This window comes from Pseudomonas sp., from assembly GCF_002796985.1.
Taxonomy (GTDB): Bacteria; Pseudomonadota; Gammaproteobacteria; order Pseudomonadales; family Pseudomonadaceae; genus Pseudomonas.
Genome location: NZ_PEKX01000009.1, coordinates 138,605 through 164,448, shown reverse-complemented (window position 1 = coordinate 164,448; position 25,844 = coordinate 138,605). Strand labels below are relative to the sequence as shown.

The following is a 25,844-nucleotide window of genomic DNA, read 5'->3' as shown; positions in this document are numbered from 1 at the left end:
CATGACCACTACCTGGATGGACGCCATCGCCCGCCTGCGCGACAGCGCCGAGCCCTACGTGCTGATCACCGTGATCGGCGTGCAGGGCTCCACGCCCCGCGAGTCCGGCAGCAAGATGCTGGTCACCGCCGGGGAAACCTTCGACACCATCGGCGGCGGCCACCTGGAGTTTGCCGCCATCGAGCACGCACGCCAGTTGCTGCTGACCGGCAAGGACAGCCAGGCACTGGAACACTTTCCCCTCGGCGCGCGGCTCGGCCAATGCTGCGGCGGTCGCGCCAGCCTGCTGTTCGAAGGCTTCGCCGCGCGCGGGCCACAGGTGCTGCTGTTCGGTGCCGGTCACGTGGGCCGCGCCCTCGCGCCGCTGCTGGCGGGGCTGCCACTGCGACTGGAGTGGGTGGACAGCCGTGCGGCGGAGTTTCCCCAGTCGGTCCCCGAGGGCGTGCGCATCCGCCTGCTGGAGGAGCCGGAAGACGCCGTGCGCGAGGCGCCGCCGGGCAGCTATTTCCTGGTCATGACCCACAACCACCCGCTGGACTACGCCATCGCCGAGGCGGTGCTCAAGCGCGGCGACGCCGGCTTCCTCGGCATGATCGGCTCGCGTACCAAGGCCCGGCGTTTCCAGATGCGGCTGGAGCAGCACGGTTACCCACAGGAGGTAATCGCGCAGATGCAGTGCCCCATCGGCCTTTCCGAAGTGCCCGGCAAGCGCCCGCTGGAAGTGGCCATCTCGGTCGCCGCCCAGGTCATCGCCCGTTACCACCAGGACGCCCCTGCCCGGCAGATGCGCGAAGGCGTGGAATGGGCGGCCCTCTCCAGCGAAGGACAGTGCAGCGAAGAGGCGTGCAGCGGCGCGCCGACAGACGCAAATACCTGACCAATGGGACAACAGTTTTTCCCGACTCCGCCGATACCCTCCACGACCCCGTCTCTTCGCCCGCCACTGGCGGGCGTTTGGTTGTGCGTTCGGAGGAAAACAAGAAAATGCGCCTGCGAAGTATCCAGACCCAACTCATCCTCAGCATGGGCGCTGCCCTGCTGATCAGCCTGCTCATCGTCCTCGGCCTGTATGCCGTGCTGGTCAATCGCCTGAGCGAGCGCTACCTGCTCGAACAGGCGCTGCCGGCGAGCATCCAGGCGATCGCCAACGACTTCGAGAAGCGCCTCACCGGCCCCATCACCGCAGCGGCCGGCATCGCTGACAACACCCTGGTGCAGGACTGGCTGGCCGCTGGCGAAAGCCCGGAAAAGCTGGCCGAATTCACCCGCTACCTCGGCGGCATCCGTGCCTCGCAGAAGGCCTTCTCGGCACTGATCACCTCCAATGCCAGCGGTGCCTACTACAGCGACAAGGGCAAGGAACGCACGCTGAGCCGCAGCGAGCCGAAGGACAACTGGTACTTCCAGTTCATCGACAGCGGCAAGCCGCGCATGTGGAACATCGACACCGACGGCAGCACCGGCGAGCTGGCGCTGTTCATCGACCAACGCGTGGAGCAGAACGGCAAGCTGCTGGGCATCGCCGGGCTGGGCCTGGAAATGCGCGAACTGTCGACGTTGATCCGCGACTTCCGTTTCGGAAAGTCAGGGCGCGTCTACCTGGTGAAGAACGACGGTCAGGTGCAGATCCACCCCGACGCCGCCTTACCCAAAGGGCGCAGCCTCGGCGACCTGATCGGCGCCAGCGCTGCGAGCGCGCTGCTCGGCCAGCAAGGCTTCCACAGCGCCCGCTTCGAGCGCGACGGCGAGGACTATCTGGCCGCCAGCCTGCCGCTGCGTGACCTGGGCTGGACCCTGGTGAGCGAGGTGCCGGAAACGGAAATCTATGCCGACGCGCGCGAGGCGCTGGCCTTCTCCGGCCTCGCCGGGGCCGTGGTCGCCCTGCTCTGCCTGGCGCTGGTGGTGCTGATGGCGCGCAGCCTGGCGAAACCGATCCGCCAGGTCACCGGCGCGCTGCTGGAAATCGGCGGCGGCGGTGGCGACCTCACCCGTCGGCTGGACGACAGCCGCGCCGACGAACTGGGCGACCTGGCCCGTGGCTTCAACCGCTTCCTCGAAGGCCAGCGCGCGCTGATCGGCGCCGTACTCGGCACCAGCCAGCAACTGCTGCGCACCGTCGGCGAAGTAGCGCAGGTGGTGGACAACACCGCCGAGCGCGCCGGCCGCCAGCAGGAGATGACCGACATGGTCGCCACGGCGGTGAACGAGATGGGCAGCACCGTGCAGGAAATCGCCCGCAACGCCGAACAGGCCGCCAGCGCCTCGCAGCAGGCGCGCGAGGAGGCCGGCGAAGCGCGACGGGTGGTCGGCGGCTCCCTGCAGGTCGGCCAACGCATGTCCGGGGAGATCGGCGAAGCGGCCGGTGCCGTGGGCGAGCTGGCCGGGCAGGTGACGAGCATCGACCAGGTGCTGGCGGTGATCCGTGGCGTTTCCGAACAGACCAACCTGCTCGCCCTCAACGCCGCCATCGAGGCGGCGCGCGCGGGCGAACTGGGCCGCGGCTTCGCGGTGGTCGCGGACGAGGTGCGTACGTTGGCCAGCCGCACCCAGGGCTCCACGGATGAAATCCTCGCGATCATCCAGCGTCTGAAAGACGGCGCGGAAGCGGCGGTGCGCTCGATGCAGTCCAGCCAGCAGACCACCGGGCAGAGCCTGGCCGCCAGCGAGCAGGCCGGCGCCTCGCTGGGAGCCATCGCCGACCAGGTGGAGCGCATCAGCGACATCAACCACCAGGTCGCCACGGCCACCGAGGAGCAGTCGGCGGTGACCGAGGAGATCAATCGCAACGTGCAGGGCATCGCCGACCTTGCCCACGCCACCACCCGCGAAGTGCAACACGGCCGCGAGCAGTGCCATGAGTTGCGCACCCTGGCTGACGACCTGGCGCGGCAGATGGCGCAGTTCCGCCTTTGAGCGGCTCTGGCGCCGGCCTTGCGCCGGCGCCTTGTCCCCAGAGTTACCCACAGATTTGCCAAGCAAGGCGGCAGGCTTTTCGCTATAGCCGGCGGGTGATGACGGCCGATCAGCGCACGATGTGTCTCGCCGGCGAGACACCTTGCCCACAAGTTGCCCACAGATTGTCCAGAGACTTGCCCCCAACCTCCGGGACGCCACCCGTTCAACCGGCGAAAAGCCCGAACCCAGGCCCTGCAAGCCTTGCATCAACCCGATGAATAACCCACCGAACGGTCAGAAGTGGCGTTTGACGAAGTTCCGGGGGAGTTTCACCCACACCTTTTCCACAGCTTGTTCATATTTTGCTCAACAGGCCCGCGGGCAATTGATCAGAAAACGAGCGAAGCTCCGAAGGCTGCGGGATACCTGGGCAGGAGCGGTCCTGCCACAGGTTATCCACAGGCGGTTCCACGGCGATTGGGGAGAAAAGTCAGGTGTCCAGCAACTGCGCCTGGATACGCCCGCGACTGAGATCGCCCAGCAGCTTCTGCAGGGGCCCGACCTGGGTGGTTGGCAGGTTCAAGGTCATGCGCACACCTTCCGCGCCGAAGGTTTCGTCTTCGAGATGGGCGCCCAGCGCCAGCAGCCGCGCCTTGAACAGCGCGTGATCGGCAAAGCCGCAGTCGAATGCCAGCCGGCTGCTGGGCACCAGCTCGATGCGCTCGGCATCCTGCAGGCATTTCGCCGCGCAGCCGCCATAGGCGCGGGCCAGGCCGCCGGTGCCGAGCTTGATGCCACCGAACCAGCGGCTGACCACGACGACCACTCGGTCCATGTCCTGCCCCTCGATGGCCACCAGCATGGGCCGGCCGGCGGTGCCGCCGGGTTCGCCGTCGTCGCTGAAGCGGTACTGGTTGCCGAGCTTCCAGGCCCAGCAGTTGTGCCCGGCGCTGGGGTCCCGGTGCGCGGCGAGGAAGGTCTGGGCCTCGGCCTCGCTGGCGATGGGCGCGGCAACGCAGTGGAAGCGGCTCTTGCGGATGTCTTCCTCGTACACCGCCGAGCTGGCGAGGGTAAAACTCATGCCGAAGCCGGCGGCGTCAGCCCGCAACCTTTGAGAATGATGCGGATGAGGTTGTCGCTGGCGTCGCTGAACTCCTGCTTGGACAGGCGCTTGCGGCCAGTGACGAAGCCGATCTGGGTGGCGAAGTCGGCGTAGTGCTGGGTGCTGCTCCAGATCAGGAAGATCAGGTTCACCGGGTCCACGGCGTCCATCCTGCCGGCATCGATCCAGGCCTGGAACACGGCGGCGCGGCCGGAGAACCAGGTGCGGTAGTCCTGGCGGAAATGTTCGGAGAGGCATTCGCCACCGCTGATGATCTCCATGGCGAAGACCCGCGAAGCCTGCGGGTAGCGACGGGAGAATTCCATCTTGGCGCGGATGTAGGTCGCCAGTGCGACAGCCGGGTCATCGTCCACGGTGAGGTGGTTGAAGGTGCTGTCCCACAGCTCGAGGATGTTGCTCAGCACCGCCACGTACAGCCCCAGCTTGTTGCTGAAGTAGTAATGCAGGTTGGCCTTGGGCAGGCCGACGCGCTGGGCGATGGTGTTCATGCTGGTGCCCTTGAAACCGTGGCGGGCGAACTCCTCCTCGGCGGCGGCGAGGATGGCTTCCTCGTTCTTCTGGCGAATGCGGCCGGCGGGCTTTTCGCCATTGGGCGCGGTATGGGCGGGTACCTGGAGGGTCATGCGGGATGTCCGTGCATTGAACGGGGGCGCTGCATGGATAACCCAGGCGGGTAGCGGGATTCAAGCGCGAGACGTGAAAAAGGGCAGGAACCGGGTTTGCTACGCTGGCCGGCTCCTGTCCCTGACGCAGTAGCCCCCGGGAGTGGGCCGAGGGCATTGCATCACTTGGTGGTGCCAGTGGTGCCGGAGCTGTGGTGACCGCCGCCGCCGTGGTTGCCGATGGCAACACCGGCCGCAACGACCGCGGCGCCGATGCTCACCGCTTCACCCACGGTCAGTTGGCCGTACAGCGGGGTGGCCAAGCCCATGCCGGAGCAGGTCGGCGGCAGCGGCACGATCGCGCCGGCGCGGTCCTTGTCGTCCTGGTCGGCTCTGCTCGCGGCTTGCGCCTGATCCTTCTGGTCCTTCGTACCGCCGCCCCACAGCGGCGCACAATCGTTGGCGGCGACCACTGCCTTCTGTTCCTCTTTCGGCTCTTCTTTCACGGGCGCCGGCTGGGAACGGGTGATGACGTCCTGATAGAAGCCACCCGCGTGCGTCTCATCGTGCACTACGGTCGGCGGAATGCTCTTGTGCCCGAGGGGCGCCGCCAGTACAGGGGTGCACAAACTTGCGGCGATTGCCGCGACCAACAGTTTCTTCATGGCTCACATCTCCTAAGGTGAAGCTAAAGAGATGCAACGCTACCGGGTCGCCAACACTCGCCCAATGGGTCGCAAGCCGGATGGAATGTCGGCAATTTCTGAAAGATTTGCAGAACTTGCCGCAGGCCTACGAAAACGCCGAACGACGTCCGAAAAGACCGACCCCGCCAGGCGGCGGGGTCGGTGGGGAGCATCAGAAGTGGTACTTGACCAGTGCGCTGACGGTGTTCTGGTCGGTGGTGAAGTACTGCGAATCCTTGATGCCGTACTTGTCAGACCAGTAGTCGTACTCGATACCCACGTACAGGTGCTTGGCTTCGTAGCCCAGGGACTTGCCCAGGTCGTACTTGAGCTGTGGGTTGAAGTGCAGGTTGGCGTGGTAGTCGGACTGGTTGCGGTGGCTGGAGCTGGCGTCCTTGTTGTTCACGACCCAGTCCATGAAGCCGTCGAACAGGATGTCCGAGTTGCCCACCGGGAAGGTGATGGCCCAGGCCGGGGTGATCTGCCAGGCGCCGGACGGCACGCGGTTGCCATCGGGCTTGCGGTAGTAGAAGTTCAGCTGGAAGTAATCGAAGCCGGGCAGGGCCAGGTCGAAGCCCGGGCCAAGCAGGTAGGACTCGACATCGCCTTCGCCGAACTCGTAGGTGCTGGCCAGCAGCACGTCCTTGACCGGGCCGAAGGACAGGTCGGTGCCGGTGATCTTGCCGAACGACAGGCGCGGGCTGAATTCACCGTAGTAGGTGTTCTTGCCGTTGATGGCGCTTTCCTTGCCGTTGTAGTTGATCTGGTCGACGAAGAACCAGATGTCGCCCCAGGTCCAGGCGCTCGCGCTCTCGAAGGTGAAGGTCTGCTGGATCGGCGGGTCGACCTTGAAGTTCTTGCCCCACAGGTAGGACAGGCTTTCGTTGTGCCAGATCAGCGGGCCGTCGTTGGCGGCCGGAGCCGGAGTCAGGTCTTCACCGCCGGCCATGGCCTGCCCGGCTGCGAGCAGCCCGCCGGCGAGCAGCAGGGATGCGAGAGTGCGAGTCATGCGTTGCTCCTAATCAGTGCAGTCGTGTTGCGTTTTTAATTGTCGGTGGAACCTGCCCGGTCGGTCAGGCCCGGCGAAGAAAAGCAAGATTGGCGCCAATCCTGACCAGATGTTCCACTTTTATGACGAACCCTTCAGGATCCGCTCCTTTGGCAGGGAAGACGCGAGTACGCGGGCCGAGCCATTTCCTGACTCTCAGGACAACTTCGCCTGATTCGAGGGCACCGCTCCGTCGGGAAGCACAGGAGTGGAGATTGCCAATCGAAATATTGGATACAGGGCATACCTGTGTTGAAACGAATCAACACAAATTATGTATACAACTATCTTGTGGGAAATCTACACAACAGCCGTCGGAACACACCACGCGTTTTTCCGGGCGCGGATGATGCCAGACAAGAGCCTTCACGACACCTGTCAGAATGCCTCCGACCGCCCGGCGGTCGCGCTGCCGGGCGTTTCCCACAGGACTCGAACGCGCCCTTTCGCCAAAGGGCGCCCATGCTCCGGCTTGAGGCGGGTGCTGTAGCCTGCCAGACTTCGGCAACCAGCAACATTTTCCCGATATATACCGATGAAAGGACAGCCCCCTGAACTGCAACGCCTGATTCCGGTACTCGATCGCCTGCCGAGGCCGGTCTATGCCCGCGCCGAGCGTTTGCGTGCGGGCTCCTGGACCAGCAAGCATCACCACGCCTGGGTGCAGCTTTCCTACGCCATCACCGGCGTGCTCGGTGTACACACGGCCGAAGGCAGCTTCTTCGCGCCGCCGCAGCGGGCAATCTGGATTCCCGCCTTCCTCGATCATGAGGTGGTGACCTCGACCCAGGCGGAAATGCGCAGCCTGTACATCCGCGACGACGCCTGCCGGTGGGCGCCGGACCGCTGCCGGGTGCTGGAGGTGACGCCCTTGGCGCGTGAGCTGATCAAGAGCTTCTGCGAGCTGCCGGTGGATTATCCACAGGGCGAGAGCGCCGAGTCGCGGCTGGTGCAGGTGTTGCTCGACCAGCTACGCGACCTGCCGGAAGTCGCCTTCTCCCTGCCGATGCCACAGGAGGGGCGGCTGCTGCAGTTGTGCCAGACGCTCATCGATCACCCTACCGACAGCCATACCCTGGGCGACTGGGCGCGGCGCATCGGCACTTCGGAAAAGACCTTGTCGCGGCTGTTCCAGCGCGAGACCGGGATGACCTTCCGCCTGTGGCGCCAGCGCCAGCGCCTGCTGGCTTCCCTCGGCTCGCTGGAGGCCGGCGACAGCGTGACGGCGGCGGCGCTGGACTGCGGGTATGACTCGACCTCGGCCTACATCGCCTCGTTCAAGGGGTTGTTCGGCTTTACCCCAGGGGATTTATTTCGCCAGCGGTGATCCGTGCCGGCGGATATCGATCGCGGACGGAGTCCGCTCCTACCCAAAGCCCGCCCTCGCGTAGGAGCGGACTCTGCCCGCGATTGGCTGAACCCCGCACCGAGTCCACACCGAAGCACCTTTTGTGCGTCGGCGGATTTCCGCTCACCGCCCACGCCAATCGGCGCCACTTCGCCTGTCCGAGCCACCCTGAAAACAGCTGAAGCCCTTCTGCCACGCGGCTTTCGCGCCTTGGCACGCTGCCTGCTATCGCCCTCGACACTGCGCCGCCCTCGCGGCGCGCCGGCGTGACGTTACGAGTAGTCCCCACGCCCGACGACAACAACGACAAGAGGAACACCCATGGATAGCGCCAGCGCCGTCTCCGCTTCTGCCGCACCCCGCACGACTTCCCAGCGCATCAAGTCGATTTTCAGTGGCTCGGTTGGCAACCTGGTCGAGTGGTACGACTGGTACGTCTACGCCGCCTTCTCGCTGTACTTCGCCAAAGCGTTCTTCCCCCAGGGCGACATGACCGCCCAGTTGCTGAACACCGCCGCGATCTTCGCCGTGGGCTTCCTGATGCGCCCAGTCGGCGGCTGGCTGATGGGCATCTACGCCGACCGCAAGGGCCGCAAGGCGGCGCTGCTGGCCTCGGTACTGCTGATGTGCTTCGGCTCGCTGATCATCGCGCTGACCCCCAGCTATGAAACCATCGGCGTCGGCGCGCCCATCCTGCTGGTGCTCGCGCGCCTGCTGCAGGGCCTGTCGGTCGGCGGTGAATACGGCACCTCGGCCACCTACCTGAGCGAGATGGCCAACAAGGAACAGCGCGGGTTCTTCTCCAGCTTCCAGTACGTCACCCTGATCTCCGGCCAGCTCATCGCCCTGGCGGTGCTGATCGTCCTGCAGCAGACCCTGACCGTCGAGCAGCTGGAAAGCTGGGGCTGGCGTGTACCGTTCTTCATCGGTGCTCTGTGCGCGGTCGTCGCCATGTTCCTGCGTCGCAACATGGAAGAGACCGAGTCCTTCAGCTCCAAGAAGGAAGAGCCCAAGGAAAGCCTGATGCGCTCGCTGATGCGCCATCCCAAGGAAGTACTGACCGTGGTCGGCCTGACCATGGGCGGCACCCTGGCCTTCTACACCTACACCACGTACATGCAGAAGTACCTGGTGAACACAGTGGGCATGAGCAAGACCGACTCGACCATGATCTCGGCAGCCACCCTGTTCCTGTTCATGCTGCTGCAGCCCATCGTCGGCGCGCTGTCGGACAAGATCGGCCGTCGCCCGATCCTGATCGCCTTCGGCGTGCTCGGCACCGTCTTCACCTACCCGATCCTCAGCACCCTGCACAGCATCGACACCTGGTGGGGCGCGTTCTTCCTGATCATGGCCGCGCTGGTCATCGTCAGCGGCTACACCTCGATCAATGCCGTGGTGAAGGCCGAGCTGTTCCCCACCGAGATCCGCGCCCTGGGCGTGGGCCTGCCGTACGCGCTGACCGTGTCCATCTTCGGCGGCACTGCCGAGTACGTGGCCCTGTGGTTCAAGAGCATCGGCATGGAGAGCGGCTTCTACTGGTACGTCACCGCGTGCATCGCCTGCTCGCTGCTGGTCTACGTGACCATGAAGGACACCCAGAAACACTCGAAGATCACCACCGACTGATTGGGCTTGTTGCCCAGGCCCCGGCGCACACTCTCCGGGGCGTTTTATCCACAAGGCCCGGCTCATGCCGGGCCTTGTCGTTTGGGCTTTTCACTTTTCGTAGGAGCGAGCTTGCTCGCGAACGCTCTTGCTCCGGATTCCGGGCGGGTTCGCGAGCAAGCTCGCTCCTACAAGAACAGAGTCCGCCTGTGGGTTATCCTTCGGCATCCCCTTCACTTGCTGGAGCCTGCCATGACCACCCCGAAATCCGCCCTGATCATCGGCGCCTCGCGCGGCCTCGGCCTGGGCCTGGTGCGCGAGCTGCTGGACCGTGGCTGGGACGTCACCGCCACCGTGCGCGATGTCGCCCACCCCGGCGAGCTGGCCAACCTGCCCGTGCAGGTGGAAGCCCTGCTGCTGGACGATATCCACTCCCAGGATCGCCTTGCCGAAGCCCTGGCCGGCACGCACTTCGACCTCGTCTACATCAACGCCGGCATCTACGGCCCACCGCACCAATCAGCCATCGACGCCAGCCTCGCCGACGTCGGCCAGTTGTTCATGGTCAACGCCATCGCCCCGCTGCGCCTGGCCGAGCGCCTGCTGCCACGCCTGAACAGCGACAGCGGCGTGCTGGCCTTCATGACCTCGGAGCTGGGCAGCGTCGCCGGTAACGAATCCGGTGGCATGGCGCTGTATCGCGCGAGCAAGGCGGCACTCAACTCGCTCAGCCGCAGCTTCGCCGCCGGGCTGGGCGAGACCGGCATCACCGTGCTCAACCTGCATCCGGGCTGGGTGCGCACCGACATGGGCGGGGAGTCCGCGCCGCTGGACGTGCAGACCAGCGTGAAAGGCCTGGTCGACCAGGTTGAAGGCCACGCCGGTCGTGGCGGCCAGTTCTACCTGGACTACCAGGGGACGACGATCGACTGGTGACGGCTCGCCCCGCGGGCGTTACCATGCGCCCACGTCTGACTCTCAAGTCAACGAACCTGGATCAGCAGACAGGGTGAACACTGAGCTGGCTTCCCAACCAAAGGAGCCGGCTCGCCTCAGGCATCGGCTCCGAGCCTGAAGAGGAATCACCCATGTCTTCCCCACGTCTCTGGCTGCGCAACCCGCTGGCCATCTTCACCGCCAACGACCTCGACGCCCGTGGCGGCATCGTCGTCCAGGACGGCCGCATCGTCGAACTGGTCGCTGCCGGCCAGCAACCCTCGGCTCCCTGCCAACAGACCTTCGACGCCAGCCAGCATGTGCTGACGCCCGGCCTGATCAACACCCACCACCACTTCTACCAGACCCTCACCCGCGCCTGGGCGCCGGTGGTGAACCAGCCACTGTTCCCCTGGCTGAAGACCCTCTACCCGGTCTGGGCGCGCCTGACCCCCGACCAGCTCGGCGTGGCCACCAAGGTGGCGCTGGCCGAACTGCTGCTGTCGGGCTGCACCACCGCCGCCGACCACCACTACCTGTTCCCCGATGGCCTGGAACAGGCCATCGACGTGCAGGCCGGCGTGGTCCAGGAACTGGGCATGCGCGCCATGCTCACCCGTGGCTCCATGAGCCTGGGCGAAGCCGACGGCGGCCTGCCGCCGCAACAGACCGTGCAGAGCGCCGAAGCCATCCTCGAAGACAGCCAGCGCCTGATCCGCGAGTACCACCAGCGCGGCGAAGGCGCCCAGGTGCAGATCGCCCTGGCGCCCTGCTCGCCGTTCTCGGTCACCCCGGAAATCATGCGTGCCAGCGCCGAACTGGCCGAGCGCGAGGACGTGCGCCTGCACACTCACCTTGCCGAAACCCTCGACGAGGAAGACTTCTGCCTGCAGCGCTTCGGTCAACGCACCGTGGACTACCTGGACAGCGTCGGCTGGCTCGGCCCGCGCACCTGGCTGGCCCATGGCATCCACTTCAACGACGAGGAAATCCGCCGCCTCGGCGAAGCCGGCACCGGCGTCAGCCACTGCCCCAGCTCGAACATGCGCCTGGCCTCGGGCATCTGCCCGACCGTGGCCCTGGAAGCGGCCGGCGCGCCGGTGGGCATCGGCGTGGACGGCTCGGCCTCCAACGACGCCTCCAACATGATCCTCGAAGCCCGCCAGGCCCTGTACATCCAGCGCCTGCGCTATGGCGCCGAACAGATCACCCCGGAACGCGCGCTGGGTTGGGCCACCAAAGGCTCGGCGAAGCTCATCGGCCGCAGTGACATCGGCGAACTGGCCGTGGGCAAGCAGGCCGACCTCGCGCTGTTCAAGCTCGACGAGCTGCGCTTCTCCGGCAGCCACGACCCGCTCTCCGCCCTGCTGCTGTGCGGTGCCGACAAGGCCGACCGGATCATGATCGGCGGCAGCTGGCGGGTCATCGACGGCGAAGTCGAAGGCCTCGACCTCCAGCGCCTGATCGCCGACCACACCCAGGCGGCGCGCAAGCTGCTGGGCACGCTCTAACCAACCTGCGTAGGAGCGGACTTCGTCCGCGATCGGCATCCGGCGCGATGCGGACCTATCGCGGACGGAGTCCGCTCCTACGCCCCCTTCCTCCCCCGCACCAAAGCGTGGCTCCGGATGCCATTCCCGCCGGCACGTTTTGCCATCGAAAAATCGCTACAGCCCGCGTCGCACAAGGCCTGCGCACGACCGCCCGTCGCCCGGCCGTCAACCTCCAGGAACGGCCAAAACAGTAGAAACCCGTCTAGATCAGGGCCCAATGCCTTGTGACAAAAGCATGCCGTCAATTTGACATCACTGGCCAGCACTCTAGTTTTAAATCGCGAGGCCGAATTCCTGCTCAAGACGTTGTCAGCAGCCGTTCGGCCCGGTTACCGGCGCCCGGCAATGGAGTGCATGCATGCGTGATTCACAGTTGAACCCTACGGCGGTTCAAGCGACCGGCCAGGGCTGGCCACGGCGCCTCATCATTCAGTCCCTGCCCTGGATGGTCGTCGCCGCTCTCTGTGCAGTCGGCGTGCCGTTCTGGTGGATGCTGCCGGTGGGCTGGCTCTCCAGCCTGGTACTGAGCAGCCTGCTGTGCGGCACGGCGAGCAAGGTCGCCGATCCCCAGGCAGTCGCCCTGCAGAATGACGAACTCCCACAATGGCGCCCGCTGCAGGAAGCCGTTGAAGACCATCTGGCCTCACTCAACGGCCACACCCACCAGATCGACAGCCTCCTGCACCAGGCCATCCGCCAGCTCACCGACAGCTTCCACGCTCTCGCCGAGCGCATCGATAGCCAGCGCGGCCTGTCCCATTCGCTGATCGAACGCTACGACGGACGCGGCCACCTGGACGGCGATATCGACTTCCAGCGCTTCATCCACGCCACCCAGGAGACCCTCGGGCTGTTCGTCGAAGCCACCCTGGAAACCAGCCGCACCTCGCAGCAACTGGTGCAGCGCATGGACCGCGTGACCCACAAGATCGCCGAGATCCTGCAATCCACCCAGGACATGGACGCCATCGCCAAGCAGACCAACCTGCTGGCCCTCAATGCCGCCATCGAGGCCGCCCGCGCTGGCGAAAGCGGCCGTGGCTTCGCCGTGGTGGCCGACGAGGTGCGCGCGCTGTCGACCCGCTCCACGCACTTCTCGCAGGCCATCCGTGAACACGTCGACGTGGTCTACCACGAGATCAAGGACGCCGAAGGCGCCATCAGCCAGCTGGCCGACAAGGACATGACCTTCGCCCTGGATTCGCGGCAGAAAATCCAGCACATGCTCGATGACCTCGACGCCATGAACCAGCACACCGTGAAGGTGGTGCAGGAGCTCGACCGCATCTCCCTGGAAGTGGGCGACGGCGTCAACGCCGCAGTCACCGCCCTGCAGTTCCAGGACATGAGCAGCCAACTGCTTGGCCAGGTCGGCAAGCACAGCGCCCGCCTGGGCGCCCTGGCCATAGGCCTCGGCGCGCTGGATGGCCGCCAACCCGGCGAATGGAGCGAGCGCCTGCGCGGCGAAGTCGCCGAACTCGGCCGCCCCCTGAGCAATCCCGTCGCCCAGACCAGCCTCAGCGCTGGCGAGGTGGAACTGTTCTGAACTGAAGGCAAAGCAGGAGTCCCGACATACTGCAGTCCGTCTTCGAATACCTCGCCAATCTCGCCCTGATCGGCTGAGCCCCCCACACCGTTTCCGCGCGCCGGGATGGCGCGAGTTTCTGTGCGCCTGGCGACAACAAACGCATTGCAATCCGAGGAGAACCAACGCAATGGGAAAGCAGATTCTGATCGTCGATGACTCGGCCTCGATCCGGCAGATGTTGAGCTTCACGCTCAAGTCCGCCGGCTACGAGGTGGACGAGGCCGTGGACGGCAAGGACGGCCTGGGCAAGGCCCAGCGCAAGACCTACAACCTGGTCTTCACCGACCAGAACATGCCGAACATGGACGGCCTGTCGCTGATCCGCAGCCTGCGCGACATGGCCGGCTACCGCGGCACGCCGATCCTGATGCTGACCACCGAATCCAGCGATGCCATGAAGCAGCAGGGCAAAAGCGCGGGCGCCACCGGCTGGCTGGTCAAGCCGTTCGACCCGCCGAAACTGCTGGAAGTGACCCGCAAGGTCCTGCCCTAGGGGAACCGCCAATGGCCACTGGAATGGAGCAGTTCCTCCCGGTGTTCTTCGAGGAAACCGACGAACACCTGGCAACCCTCGAACTCCTGCTGATCGGGCTCGACCTCGATCAGCCGGACGCCGAGACGCTCAATGGGATTTTCCGCGCAGCGCACTCGATCAAAGGCTCCAGCGGCATGTTCGGCTTCGACGACCTGACCGCCGTGACCCATGAGCTGGAGACGCTGCTCGACCGCATTCGCTGCGGGCAGACCGCCCTGCACATGGACATGATCGGCGTGTTCCTCGAAGCCCGCGACGTCCTGCAGCGCCTGCTCGACGCGCACCGCAGCCAGGTACCCGATCCGGACGTGCCGGTGGCCGCTACCGTGGAACGCCTGCGCGCCTGGCTGGCAGAGCCTGTCTTGACCGCTACTGTCGCCACGGACAGCACCGGCATGTGCGAGGACGCACCCGCAGCCGTTGAAACCAGCGCAAGTGCTGACGACGCCTTCGGCTTCTTCGACGATGCGCCCGGCACCCCGGAAACCAGCACCAGCAGCGATGACGATTTCGGCTTTTTCGACGACGCCCCCGGCACGCCGCTCGCCGCCGCGCCGGCGGTTATCAGTGAAGCGCCCAAAGCCGTAGCGAGCGTCGCACCAATCGCCGCCAAACCCGCCGCCGCCCGCGCCGACAGCGAATCCAGTTCCATCCGCGTCAGCGTCGAGAAGATCGACAGCCTGATCAACCTGGTGGGCGAGCTGGTGATCACCCAGGCCATGCTCAGCCAGCTCAGCGAAGACCTCGACCCGACGCACTTCGAGCGTCTGCAGCAGGCCCTGGCGCAGCTGGAACACAACACCCGCGACCTGCAGGAATCGGTGATGTCGATCCGCATGCTGCCGATCAGCTTCATCTTCAGCCGCTTCCCGCGCCTGGTGCACGACACCTCGGCACGCCTGGGCAAGCAGGTCGAGCTGATCCTCCAGGGCGAGCACACCGAACTGGACAAGAGCGTCATCGAAAAGCTCAGCGACCCGCTCACCCACATCGTCCGCAACAGCATCGACCACGGCATCGAGACGCCCGCCGAGCGCCTGGCCGCCGGCAAGCCGGCGCAGGGCTCGGTGAAGCTCGCCGCCAGCCACCAGGGCGGCAGCGTGGTGGTGGAAATCTCCGATGACGGTCGTGGCCTGTCCCGCGAGCGCATCCTCGCCAAGGCCCGCGAGAAGGGCCTGCCGGTGCACGACGGGATGAGCGACGCAGACGTCTGGCAGCTGATCTTCATGCCCGGCTTCTCCACCGCCGAGGCGGTCACCGAGCTGTCCGGCCGGGGCGTGGGCATGGACGTGGTGCGGCGCAACATCCAGGCCATGGGCGGACGCATCGACATCGATTCCGCCCCCGGCATGGGTACCCGTCTGTGCATCCGCCTGCCACTGACCCTGGCCATCCTCGACGGCCTGATCGTCGCCGTGGAGAAGGTCAACTACGTGGTGCCGCTGACCTACATCGTCGAATCGCTGCAGGCCCGCGCCGACGACGTGCGCGGCCTGGCCGGCGAGGAATCGACGGTGATCCGCGTGCGCGGCGAATACCTGCCGCTGTTCTCGCTCAACCAGTTGCTGCGCATCGGCGCGGAGCCCGTGCCGCCGGAGCAGGGGATCGTGGTGATCCTCGAATCCGAGGGCAAGAGCTTCGCCCTGCAGGTGGACGAACTGGTCGGCCAGCAGCAGGTGGTGATCAAGAGCCTGGAGCAGAACTTCCGCCGGATCGACGGGATCGCCGGCGCCACCATCATGGGCGACGGCAGCGTTGCCCTGATCCTCGATGTCGATGCCCTGCCACGTCTGGCAGCACAAGGAGAATCCACCCATGAGCGCAGCTGAAGCCCACGCCGCCAGCAGCCCGGTGCAGGAGTACCTGACCTTCACCCTGGGCCGCGAGGAATACGCCATCGACATCCTGCGCGTGCAGGAGATCCGGGGTTACGACCAGGTCACGGCGATCGCCAACGCCCCCGCCTTCATCAAGGGCGTGATCAACCTGCGCGGCGCCATCGTTCCCATCGTCGACCTGCGCATCAAGTTCAACCTGGCCGACATCAGCTACGACCAGTTCACCGTGGTGATCATCCTCAACGTCGGCCGACGCATCGTCGGCGCAGTGGTGGATTCGGTCTCCGACGTGATCGCCCTGGCCAGCGAGGAGATCAAGCCGCCTCCCGAGTTCGCCGCCAGTTTCGATACCGAATACCTGCTCGGCCTGGCCACCGCGGGCGAGCGCATGTTGATCCTGGTGGACATCGAAAAACTCATGACCAGCCGCGAAATGGCGCTGGTCGACGAAGCCGCCGCCTGACTGCCACACGACAAAAAAAGATTGAGCCGAGGATAACGACAATGGGTCTGTTCAACGCACACGCCGTGGCGCAGCAACGCGCCGACCGCATCACCGCCCTCCTCCACAGCCTGGTGGACGGCAACCTCGACGTCGCCATCGGCGAAGCCCCCGCGCCCGGTTACGAGCGCCTGTACGACGGGCTGCGCAACGTCCAGCGCAGCCTGCGCGAGCAGCGCGCGGAACTGGCCCAGGCCGAAGCCCTGGAAGCCGGTCTGATCGAAATGACCCGCCAGCACGATCTGGGCTGGATCGACGAGGTCATCCCGGTGGACAAGTTTGCCGGGCGCCCGGCGCGCATCGCCAAGGGCATCAACGAGCTGGTCGCCGCGCACATCGCGGTGAAGATGAAAGTCGTCGCCACCGTCACCGCCTACGGCAAGGGTGATTACTCGGTGGACATGGACCGTCTGCCGGGCAAGAAGGCCATCATCACCGAGGCCATCGACGGTGTACGCGACAGCCTCAAGGCCGGCGCCGATGCCGCCGAGTACAACGCGCGAATCAAAAGCGCGCTGGATAACGTCTCGGCCAACGTGATGATCGCCAACAACGATCTCGAGATCATCTACATGAACCGCACGGTGACCGAGATGCTCGGCAACGCCGAGGCCGATATCCGCAAGCAGCTGCCGAATTTCAACGCCAGCCGCCTGATGGGCGCCAACATCGACATGTTCCACAAGAATCCGGCGCACCAGCGCGGCATGCTCGCCCACCTCTCCGCGCGGCATAAGGCCGAGCTGAACCTGGGCGGACGGCGCTTCTCCCTCGACGTGGTGCCGGTGTTCAACGATGCCGGCGAGCGCCTGGGCTCGGCCGTGCAGTGGACCGACCGCACCGAGGAGTTCCGCGCCGAACAGGAAGTCTCGCAACTGGTGGACGCCGCCGTCGCTGGCGACTTCAGCAAGCGCATCGAGGCGTCCAACAAAGAAGGCTTCTTCCTCAAGCTGGCCACCGGCCTGAACACCCTGGTGGACACCGCCGACAAGGGGCTGCGCGACGTCACCCGGATGCTCAGCGCGCTGGCCCAGGGTGACCTGACCCAGCGCATCGATGCCGACTACCAGGGCACCTTCGGCGAGCTGAAGGACTACTCCAACGAGACCGCGCAGAGCCTGTCGCGCATGCTCGGGCAGATTCGCGAAGCGGCCGGCACCATCCACACCGCCGCCAGCGAGATCGCCAGTGGCAACGCCGAGCTCTCCACCCGCACCGAGCAGCAGGCCTCCAGCCTGGAAGAAACCGCGTCGAGCATGGAAGAGCTGACCAGCACCGTGAAGCTCAACGCCGAGAATGCCCGCCAGGCCAACTCGCTGGCGGTGAATGCATCCGAAGTCGCCACCGAAGGCGGCAGCGTGGTGCAGAAGGTGGTGGGCACCATGTCGGCCATCAACGACTCCGCGCGCAAGATCGCCGACATCATCGGCGTGATCGACGGCATCGCCTTCCAGACCAACATCCTCGCGCTCAACGCCGCGGTGGAAGCGGCGCGCGCGGGCGAGCAGGGCCGTGGTTTCGCCGTGGTCGCCGGTGAGGTGCGCACCCTGGCGCAGCGTTCGGCCGCCGCCGCCAAGGAGATCAAGACGCTGATCAACGACTCGGTGGACAAGGTGGAGAACGGCAACACCCTGGTCGCCCAGGCCGGCCAAACCATGAGTGACATCGTGGTGGCGATCAAGCGCGTCACCGACATCATGGCCGAAATCGCCGCCGCCAGTGCCGAGCAGAGCAGCGGCATCGAGGAAGTGAACGGCGCGGTGTCGCAGATGGACGAGATGACCCAGCAGAACGCCGCGCTGGTGGAAGAAGCCGCCGCCTCGGCCGAGGCGCTGCAGGAGCAGGCTGGCATGCTCAACCAGCAGGTCGGGGTGTTCAAGCTCGATTCCATCGCGGCCACCGTGGTGCCGCTGTCCTCCGCCCGCCCGGCCCGCGCCGAGGCTGCCGCGCACACCTCCCGCGCCGCCCGAGGCGTGGCCAAGGCAGTGCGCGCCAAGGGCAAGGAGGAAGACTGGGAAGAGTTCTGATCGGGCGGGGCTGAGGGATGGCGGCGGCCGGAGCAATGGGAGGGTCGGCCGCCGCGCGCGGACCAGGGAGGGTCAGGCGATATCCCTCGTCACCGAGCCAACCAATAAAGTAGGGCGGATAACCCGTGCCGGGTTATGCGCCCTACGCACTTCGTAGGATGGCGTGGAGCGCAGCGATACCCATCAATGCTTCACACCCCGTCAGCATGAGTATCGCTGCGCTCCACCGCATCCTACGCGGTGTTCCTCCTGCAAAGGCGGCGCAGGTCCACGCCGCAATGACTGTCGTTTTCATGCAATCCGTTCACCTGCGAGACCAGCCGATGTCGATCAACCTGCCCGCCCCCGAGCACGAATTCCACTACACCCGCCGGGACTTCCAGCAGGTGCGTGAGCGCCTCTACCGGCATGCCGGCATCAGCCTCTCGGAGAACAAGCAGCAACTGGTCTACAGCCGCCTCTCGCGGCGCTTGCGCAGCCTGCGGCTGGGTAGCTTCGCCGAGTATTTCGCCTACCTGGAAAGCCACCAGGAAGAGTGGCAGCAGTTCGTCAACGCGCTGACCACCAACCTCACCGCCTTCTTCCGCGAGAAGCACCACTTCGACCACCTCGGCCGCTTCGCCGCCGAGCAACTGCGCCACCATCAGCCGCTGCGTTTCTGGTCCACCGCGTCCAGCACCGGCGAGGAGCCCTACTCCATGGCCATGACCCTGGTGGACGCCCTGGGCAGCTTCGCCCCGCCAGTGGAGCTGATCGCCTCGGATATCGACACCGGCGTGCTCGGCCACGCGCGCCAGGGGATCTACCCACTGGAGCGCATCGAGGCGATGAGCCCGGCGCAGAAAAAGCGCTTCTTCCTCCGCGGTACCGGCAACAACGCCGGCAAGGCGCGGGTGGTGAGCGAGCTGCGGCAGATGGTCGACTACCGGCAGATCAACCTGCTCGAGCGCGACTGGGGCATTCCCGGCAACCTGGACGCCATCTTCTGCCGCAACGTGATGATCTATTTCGACAAGCAGACCCAGACCCACCTGCTCGAACGCATGGTGCGCCTGCTGCGGCCCGGCGGGCTGTTCTTCGCCGGGCATTCGGAGAACTTCGTCCACGCCAGCCACCTGGTGCGCTCGGTGGGCCGCACCACCTACCAGGCGGTCAGGAGCCACTGATGAGCGCCGCCCTGGACCAACCCAACCGCTACTACGACCCACGCTTCGGCATGGAAGCGGTGAAGCTGCTGCCGGGCGAGTGCTACGTCACCGCCGAGCCGGTGATGCTGGTGACGGTGCTCGGCTCCTGCGTCTCGGTGTGCCTGCGCGACCGCAGCTGCGGGCTGGGCGGCATGAACCACTTCATGCTGCCCGGCGACACCGGCGTGCAAGGCCTGGTGTCCAACTCCGGGCGCTACGGCGTGCACGCCATGGACCTCTTGATCAACGGCCTGATGCGTCGCGGCGGCCAGCGCCGACACTTCGAAGCCAAGGTCTTCGGCGGCGGCTCGGTGCTGAAGAACCTCAGCGCCGACGTCGGCCAGCGCAACGTCGAGTTCGTCCTGCAGTACCTGGAGGACGAGGGCATTCCCCTGGCCGCCCAGGACTTGCTCGACGTGCACCCGCGCAAGGTCTACTTCTTCCCCGGCAGCGGCCGGGTGCTGGTGCGCAAGCTGCGCACCCTGGCCAACGACACGGTGCTGCAGCGCGAGCAGCAGTACTGCCAGCAACTGTCCCGTCGAGAGCGCGGCGGGAGCATCGACCTGTTCTGAACGGAGGGACGCGCGATGGCCGTCAAGGTACTGATCGTCGACGACTCGGCGCTGATACGCAGCCTGCTCAAGGACATCATCCACAACGACCCGGAGCTGCAGCTGGTGGGCGCCGCGCCTGACGCCTTCGTCGCCCGCGACCTGATCAAGCAGCACTCGCCGGACGTCATCACCCTCGACGTGGAAATGCCGCGCATGGACGGCCTGACCTTTCTCGACAAGCTGATGAAGGGCCGGCCGACGCCGGTGCTGATGATCTCCTCGCTCACCGAGAAGGGCTCCGAAGCCACCCTGCGCGCCCTGGAACTGGGCGCCATCGACTTCATCGCCAAGCCGCGCCTGGGGATCGCCGAAGGCATGCAGGCCTACGCCGAGGAAATCTGCGCCAAGCTCAAGACTGCCGCCCGCGCCCGCCTGCCCCAGGCGCGCCCCGCCGTATCGCCCGACGCAGCGGCAACCAGCAGCGCGCCGTTGCTCAGCACCGAGAAGATCTTCGCCATCGGCGCCTCCACTGGCGGCACCGAGGCGATCAAGGAAGTGCTGCTGGGGTTGCCGCCGGACTGCCCCGGCACCGTCGTCACGCTGCACATGCCACCGGGTTTCACCAAGTCCTACGCCGAACGCCTGGACCGTCAGACGCGCCTGTCAGTCCGCGAAGCCCGCGACGGCGACCGCATCCTTCCCGGCCATGTGCTGCTCGCCCCCGGCGATTACCACATGGAGGTGCAGCGCAGCGGCGCCAACTATGTAGTGCGCCTGCATCGCGAGGCGGCGGTGAACGGCCACCGCCCGGCAGTGGACGTGATGTTCAACTCCCTCGCCCGCTGCGCCGGACGCAACCTCATCGCGGCGCTGCTCACCGGCATGGGCAAGGACGGCGCGCGCGGTTTGTAGGCGATCCGCCAGGCCGGCGGGCATACCGTCGCCCAGGACGAGGCCACCTGCGTGGTCTATGGCATGCCCCGTGAGGCGGTGGAGCTGGGCGCGGCGAAGGAAGTCCTGCCGCTGGAGCGCATCGCGAGCGCGCTCCTACAGCAGGCGCGCCAGAGCGGAAGTGGGAACCGCGTCTAGTTCTACAGGAAACGTCTCCACCCGCTGAGCGCCTTTTCCCACAGCGTCTAGACTCAGGCCAATTGACCGGCGCCAATAATATGGCGATTCGATATCAATTTGGTTTGATTGTGCCCGTATACAAAATGCACAATTGCGCTTTCGCCAAAAGACCGGCACACGGCGGGCGACACGGGGAATAAAGATAGCCATGGCGGCAAGATGGGGGTTGCGCGGCAAATCGGTGGTGGCATTGCTCATCGCCTGTTTCCTGGCACTGGTACCGGCAGTCATGCTGGGCTGGAAGGCCATGGAAGACATCCGCACGCATTTCGGCCTCGCCTTTGCGAGAAACTTCACGCTGCTCAACCAGCAGAAGATCATCGCTCCGGTGATCCGCGAGCTGGCCCTCTCGCGGCGCCTGGCGGAATCCGTGGTGACGCAGGACTGGCTGCTGGCCGAGAACGACCCGGCGCGCCGCTCGCTGTTCTTCCGTGAGGCCGAAGGCTTCCGCGCGGACCAGCACAACTACTCCTACTTCGTGGTGGTCGATTCCTCGCGCCACTACTACTTCAACGACTCCAGCTCACCGCTTTCCAACTCTCCGCGCTACACCCTGAGCGACACCGACCCGCAGGACCGCTGGTACTTCGATACCCTGGCACGCGATGAGACCTACAACATCAACGTCAACTACGACGCCAAGCTGAAGGTCACCAAGGTCTGGTTCAACATGGTGGTGCGCGCCGGCAACGAGAAAGTCGGCCTGGCCGGTGGCGGCCTGGACCTCACCGAGTTCCTCGACCAGTTCATCTCGCGCCGCGAGGCCGGGGTGACACCGATGATCGTCGACCCCGAAGGCGCCATCCAGGCGCACCCGGACACCCGCCTGATCGCCTTCTCCTCCGGCTCCAGCGGCCAGGCCAGGCACCATGTGTACGACCTGCTGGCCAATGACCAGGAACGCACCGCCCTGCGCCAGACCCTGCGCCAGGCCGAGGCCAACCCCGGCGAAGTGGAAACCCTGTGGGGCACCATCGACGGCAAGGAACAACTCCTGGCCACCGCCTACATTCCGCAGCTGCGCTGGCATGTGCTCAGCGCCATCGACCTGCACGCCGCCCAGGTGCTCGACAGCCGCTGGATCTGGCCGCTGGCGGGCACCCTCGCCGGGCTGCTGGCGATCCTGCTGATCGGCTTCGCCTACACCGTCGACCTGCTGGTGCTGCGCCCGCTGCGCGGCCTCAAGCAATCGGCCAAGGCGATTGCCGCCGGGCAGTACGACAACCCGCTGCCGCGCACTCGCCCGGACGAGATCGGCGAGCTCTCCAGCGCGTTCGCCAGCATGGCCGATCAGGTCCGCCGGCACACCGAGGAGCTGGAAGACAAGGTTCAGCAGCGCACCCAGGCCCTCGAATCGGCCAACCGCGAGATGGCCGCCGCGCAGAAGAAAATCGGCGACTCCATCGACTACGCCAGCCTGATCCAGCGCGCCATCCTTCCCGACCGCCAGTTGCAGGCATCCCTGGGCGAGCACCATTTCGTCCTGTGGAAACCGCGTGACGTGGTCGGCGGCGACTTCTACATCTACCGCGAAGGCCCCGTCGACAGCCTGATCGGCGTGGTCGACTGCGCCGGCCACGGCGTGCCCGGCGCGCTGATGACCATGCTCGCCCTGGCCGCCATCGACCACGCCATCGACAGCGTGAAGAGCCACGACCCGGCCGCCATCCTGCGCGAGACCGACCATGTGATGCGCGGCATGCTCGGCCAGGAAGAGTTCACCCACTCGCTGGCCACCAACATGGATGCCGGCCTGGTGCGCGTCGACCACCCGCGCAAACTGCTGCACTTCTCCGGGGCGAAGATTTCCCTGTTTGCCAGCGACGGCAGCGAAGTGCGCGAATTCAAGGGCGCGCGCCGCGCCATCGGCGACAAGCGCCAGGGCGACTATCAGGACGTGGAAATCCCGATGGAAGCCGGCTGGACCTACTACCTGTGCACCGACGGCTTCCTCGATCAGGCCGGCGGCGAGCACGGCTTCGGCTTCGGCAACAGCCGTTTCGCCGACCTGCTGCGCCACCACGCGCGCCGACCACTGGCCGAGCAGGCCGACGTGTTCGCCGCTACCCTCGCCCAATACCAAGGCGAGCAGCCGCAGCGTGACGACATCACCATTCTCTCCTTCCGCTTCGACTAGGGGTTAACCCATGGAATCGCTAGATCTGTTGGCCATGCGCGAGAGCTACACCCGGCAACGCATATTGCTCTGCTTCAACGGGCCCATCTCGCGCAGCCTGATCGAGGAAATCGGCCACGCGCTGCGCAACTACCTGCAGGCCGAGCAGGCGCACCCCAGCGAAGCGATGGACGTGTTCGCCGTCTACATCGAGATGACCCAGAACATTCGCCACTACGCCTCCCAGCGCGGCTACAACGACCAGGAAGCCTCGGCCACCGTGGCGATTGCCCGCGACGACGAAGGCCACTACGTGGTCTCCGCCGGCAACCTGGTGGAGCTGGCCGACGGCCAGGGCCTGGTGCGCAGCATCGAAGGCATCGCCGGGCTCGACAAGGCGCAGCTCAAGGCTGCCTACAAGGAACAGCTGCGCCGCCCGCGCGACGCCGAAGCCTCCACCGGAGCGGGCCTTGGCCTGCTGGACATCGCCCGCAAGTCCAGCGCGCCGCTCAAGACCTCCCTCACCGAACAACCCGACGGCCGCGCGTTCTTCAGCCTGCGCGCCGTGATCTGATTCGAGAATTCAGGAAGACCCGACATGAGCGATCTCCACGTCAGCGGCACCCAATCCACCCCACAGATCCACGGCGACTGGCAGGCCGGCATCCTCGCGATGCAGGGCGACTCCTACCCGGAGAACTCGTTCGAGCTGTTCGGCCAGGTCATCGAGTGGGTCGAACGCTTCCTCACCCAGGAACAGCGCCCGCTGGAGCTCGACCTGCGCCTGCTGTACCTCAACACCAGCTCGATCAAGGCGATGATGGACATCTTCGACCTGCTCGAAGAAGCCCACGGCCAGGGCCGCGCGACCCGCGTGGCGTGGCACTACGACCGGCGTAACGAGCGCGTCGCCGAGCTGGCCGAGGAGTTCCGCGAGGACTGTACCTTCCCGTTCGTCATCCAAGCCTACGACGAGTAACAGCCATGATGAGCGAGCGCGAGCTGGACCTGCTGATCGACGAACTGCTGGCCGACCCCCAATACCAGGGGCATCCCCTGCGCGAGGCCCTGTACGAGAAACACCAGCAATCCCTCGACCAGCTCGCGCGCCTGGAGCGCATCGCCCGGATTTCCGACGGCTTCCAGTCCATGGCCCGGCAGCAGAGCAGCACCCTGTCCGAGCGCTACCACAAGCAGCTGCGCCAGCTGGAGAAGGTCGCGCGCATCTCCGACCGTTACCAGGACATGATGCGTGACCTCAACATCGCGCTGAAGGAAGCCTCGACCCACGACACCCTCACCGGCATCGCCAACCGCCGCCTGTTGATGGAACGCATGCGCGAAGAGAGCGAACGCGCCCAGCGCCACGGCGAGTCGTACGTGCTGGCGATGCTCGACGTCGACCGCTTCAAGCAGGTCAACGACACCTGGGGCCACGAAGTGGGCGACCGCGTGCTGGTGGAAATCGGCCGCGCCATGGAGTCCGCCCTGCGCCAGTACGACCTGTGCGGCCGCTGGGGCGGCGAGGAATTCCTGCTGATCCTGCCGGACACCCGCCTGACCGACGCTGCCGCCATCATCGAACGCGTGCGCAACGACATCCGCTGCCTGGCCGTGTGCGTGGGCACCAACGCCCTGTCCGTCACCGCCAGCTTCGGCGTCGCCGAGCACCATCCGGGTGAAAGCTACTCGCAGACCTTGAGCCGCGCCGACGCCGCACTGCTCGACGCCAAGCGCAGCGGGCGCGACAAGTGCGAGTTCGCCGAAGTCGTAACGACGGCTCCATGAAAAAGCCCGGCAATGGCCGGGCTTTTCTTCGCGTCAGGCGATCAGTTCTGCAACGACACCTGACCTGCGCCCAGCTTCAGGCCACCCAGGCGCTGCAGCAGGGTGTTGATATTGGCGCGAGCCGAGCCTTCGTTGGCCAGGCGCAGACGGGTCACGCCGTAGAACGCGTCACCCACGCCAGCGGTAAAGGGCTCCTTCACGGTTTCCTGCCAGACCACGCGACCACCGGCGTTTTCCACCAGGCTGTACTCAACGGTCGAAGTCACGGTGAAGTTGAAGCCGAACACGGGCTGATCGAGGCTGACCAGCTTGGTGCGCAGCGAATAGGCAGCCTTGTCGCCCTGGCCGAGCAGGCCGGCCTTGCCCAGGGATTGCTCCAGTGCAGCGCGGAAATCGGCGCCGTCAATCTGCGAGGTCCACATCGGGTTGGTCTTCTTGCCGCCCTCGACGTCGTCGACCTGGAGGTTGTCGCGCAGCGCGGCGTCGTAGCCCTGCGTGTGCGCCTGCTGGTCATTGACCTGCATGTTCTCGACCTTCGCCGAAGAGGCGCAGCCGGTCAGCAGGATCGCGAAAAGGGAAACGCAGAGAAAGCGAAGCATGGTCATTCCTTCGATGGCAGATTGGGCGCCCAGGCAGTTCGCAATCGAATGATGGCGCCGCGTTCCTCCCTGAACGGGGGCGGAGGATAGGCCGCTGCAGGTAATGGCGCAATGCCTCTATCGAGGCATCCTCCGCAGATCGGGTTGTCGTGTCCGGCCTCGCGCACTATGGTCGTCAGA

At 65.8% G+C, this 25,844-nt stretch carries 22 protein-coding genes and 1 pseudogene; 18 read left to right on the top strand and 5 right to left on the bottom strand.

Annotated features, from left to right (window positions below; genetic code table 11):
- Position 1: 1 nt before the first annotated feature.
- Both xdhC and CTR55_RS15100 read left to right on the top strand, forming a co-directional pair.
- Positions 2-877, top strand: a complete 876-nt coding sequence (gene xdhC, locus CTR55_RS15105) for a xanthine dehydrogenase accessory protein XdhC (RefSeq protein ID WP_296287363.1) — start codon at positions 2-4, stop codon at positions 875-877.
- Positions 878-984: 107 nt separating this feature from the next.
- On the top strand, positions 985-2,913 hold the full coding sequence (locus tag CTR55_RS15100) for a methyl-accepting chemotaxis protein (protein WP_296287361.1): 1,929 nt from the start codon (positions 985-987) through the stop codon (positions 2,911-2,913).
- Positions 2,914-3,385: 472 nt separating this feature from the next.
- On the opposite strand, the gene CTR55_RS15095 is transcribed toward CTR55_RS15100, so the two are convergent.
- The 4 genes from CTR55_RS15095 to CTR55_RS15080 form a co-directional block, all read right to left on the bottom strand.
- Entirely contained in the window at positions 3,386-3,976 is a 591-nt protein-coding gene (locus CTR55_RS15095; protein WP_296287360.1) for a YigZ family protein, read from the bottom strand.
- Entirely contained in the window at positions 3,973-4,641 is a 669-nt protein-coding gene (locus CTR55_RS15090) for a TetR/AcrR family transcriptional regulator (RefSeq protein WP_296287358.1), read from the bottom strand. The genes CTR55_RS15095 and CTR55_RS15090 overlap by 4 nt, the downstream gene beginning before the upstream one ends.
- Before the next feature lie 161 nt (positions 4,642-4,802).
- Complete coding sequence (locus CTR55_RS15085) at positions 4,803-5,285, bottom strand: hypothetical protein (protein WP_296287356.1); 483 nt, start codon at positions 5,283-5,285, stop codon at positions 4,803-4,805.
- A gap of 193 nt (positions 5,286-5,478) precedes the next feature.
- Entirely contained in the window at positions 5,479-6,315 is an 837-nt protein-coding gene (locus CTR55_RS15080) for an outer membrane protein OmpK (RefSeq protein ID WP_296287354.1), read from the bottom strand.
- 568 nt (positions 6,316-6,883) lie between these two features.
- On the opposite strand from CTR55_RS15080, the gene CTR55_RS15075 reads away from it, so the two are divergent.
- From CTR55_RS15075 to siaD, 16 genes and pseudogenes are all read left to right on the top strand, one after another.
- On the top strand, positions 6,884-7,681 hold the full coding sequence (locus tag CTR55_RS15075; RefSeq protein ID WP_296287990.1) for a helix-turn-helix transcriptional regulator: 798 nt from the start codon (positions 6,884-6,886) through the stop codon (positions 7,679-7,681).
- A gap of 342 nt (positions 7,682-8,023) precedes the next feature.
- Entirely contained in the window at positions 8,024-9,331 is a 1,308-nt protein-coding gene (locus tag CTR55_RS15070) for an MFS transporter (RefSeq protein WP_296287351.1), read from the top strand.
- Between the two features lie 231 nt (positions 9,332-9,562).
- Positions 9,563-10,246, top strand: coding sequence for an SDR family oxidoreductase (locus tag CTR55_RS15065; RefSeq protein ID WP_296287350.1), 684 nt, complete (start codon positions 9,563-9,565; stop codon positions 10,244-10,246).
- Positions 10,247-10,398: 152 nt separating this feature from the next.
- Positions 10,399-11,757 carry an 8-oxoguanine deaminase gene (locus CTR55_RS15060; protein ID WP_296287348.1) on the top strand — a complete coding sequence of 453 codons (1,359 nt, stop codon included), beginning with the start codon at positions 10,399-10,401 and terminating at the stop codon, positions 11,755-11,757.
- A gap of 400 nt (positions 11,758-12,157) precedes the next feature.
- Entirely contained in the window at positions 12,158-13,345 is a 1,188-nt protein-coding gene (locus tag CTR55_RS15055) for a methyl-accepting chemotaxis protein (RefSeq protein ID WP_363711029.1), read from the top strand.
- A 169-nt stretch (positions 13,346-13,514) separates the two neighbouring features.
- Positions 13,515-13,880, top strand: coding sequence for a response regulator (locus CTR55_RS15050; protein WP_296287347.1), 366 nt, complete (start codon positions 13,515-13,517; stop codon positions 13,878-13,880).
- Between the two features lie 11 nt (positions 13,881-13,891).
- Entirely contained in the window at positions 13,892-15,751 is a 1,860-nt protein-coding gene (locus CTR55_RS15045) for a chemotaxis protein CheW (protein WP_296287346.1), read from the top strand.
- On the top strand, positions 15,738-16,223 hold the full coding sequence (locus tag CTR55_RS15040; protein WP_296287345.1) for a chemotaxis protein CheW: 486 nt from the start codon (positions 15,738-15,740) through the stop codon (positions 16,221-16,223). The genes CTR55_RS15045 and CTR55_RS15040 overlap by 14 nt, the downstream gene beginning before the upstream one ends.
- 41 nt (positions 16,224-16,264) lie before the next feature.
- Entirely contained in the window at positions 16,265-18,289 is a 2,025-nt protein-coding gene (locus CTR55_RS15035; RefSeq protein WP_296287343.1) for a methyl-accepting chemotaxis protein, read from the top strand.
- 323 nt (positions 18,290-18,612) lie between these two features.
- Complete coding sequence (locus CTR55_RS15030; protein ID WP_296287988.1) at positions 18,613-19,455, top strand: CheR family methyltransferase; 843 nt, start codon at positions 18,613-18,615, stop codon at positions 19,453-19,455.
- On the top strand, positions 19,455-20,048 hold the full coding sequence (cheD, locus tag CTR55_RS15025) for a chemoreceptor glutamine deamidase CheD (protein WP_296287341.1): 594 nt from the start codon (positions 19,455-19,457) through the stop codon (positions 20,046-20,048). The genes CTR55_RS15030 and cheD overlap by 1 nt, the downstream gene beginning before the upstream one ends.
- A 15-nt stretch (positions 20,049-20,063) precedes the next feature.
- A pseudogene (locus CTR55_RS15020) lies at positions 20,064-21,119 on the top strand (chemotaxis response regulator protein-glutamate methylesterase).
- Positions 21,120-21,309: 190 nt separating this feature from the next.
- Positions 21,310-23,298, top strand: coding sequence for a biofilm regulation protein phosphatase SiaA (siaA, locus tag CTR55_RS15015; RefSeq protein ID WP_296287340.1), 1,989 nt, complete (start codon positions 21,310-21,312; stop codon positions 23,296-23,298).
- A gap of 10 nt (positions 23,299-23,308) precedes the next feature.
- Positions 23,309-23,851, top strand: coding sequence for a biofilm regulation protein kinase SiaB (siaB, locus tag CTR55_RS15010; protein WP_296287337.1), 543 nt, complete (start codon positions 23,309-23,311; stop codon positions 23,849-23,851).
- Positions 23,852-23,875: 24 nt separating this feature from the next.
- Positions 23,876-24,256, top strand: a complete 381-nt coding sequence (siaC, locus tag CTR55_RS15005; RefSeq protein ID WP_296287336.1) for a biofilm regulation phosphoprotein SiaC — start codon at positions 23,876-23,878, stop codon at positions 24,254-24,256.
- 5 nt (positions 24,257-24,261) lie between these two features.
- Complete coding sequence (siaD, locus tag CTR55_RS15000) at positions 24,262-25,065, top strand: biofilm regulation diguanylate cyclase SiaD (RefSeq protein ID WP_296287334.1); 804 nt, start codon at positions 24,262-24,264, stop codon at positions 25,063-25,065.
- 41 nt (positions 25,066-25,106) lie between these two features.
- On the opposite strand, the gene CTR55_RS14995 is transcribed toward siaD, so the two are convergent.
- Positions 25,107-25,664, bottom strand: a complete 558-nt coding sequence (locus tag CTR55_RS14995) for a hypothetical protein (RefSeq protein ID WP_296287333.1) — start codon at positions 25,662-25,664, stop codon at positions 25,107-25,109.
- Positions 25,665-25,844 lie beyond the last annotated feature (180 nt).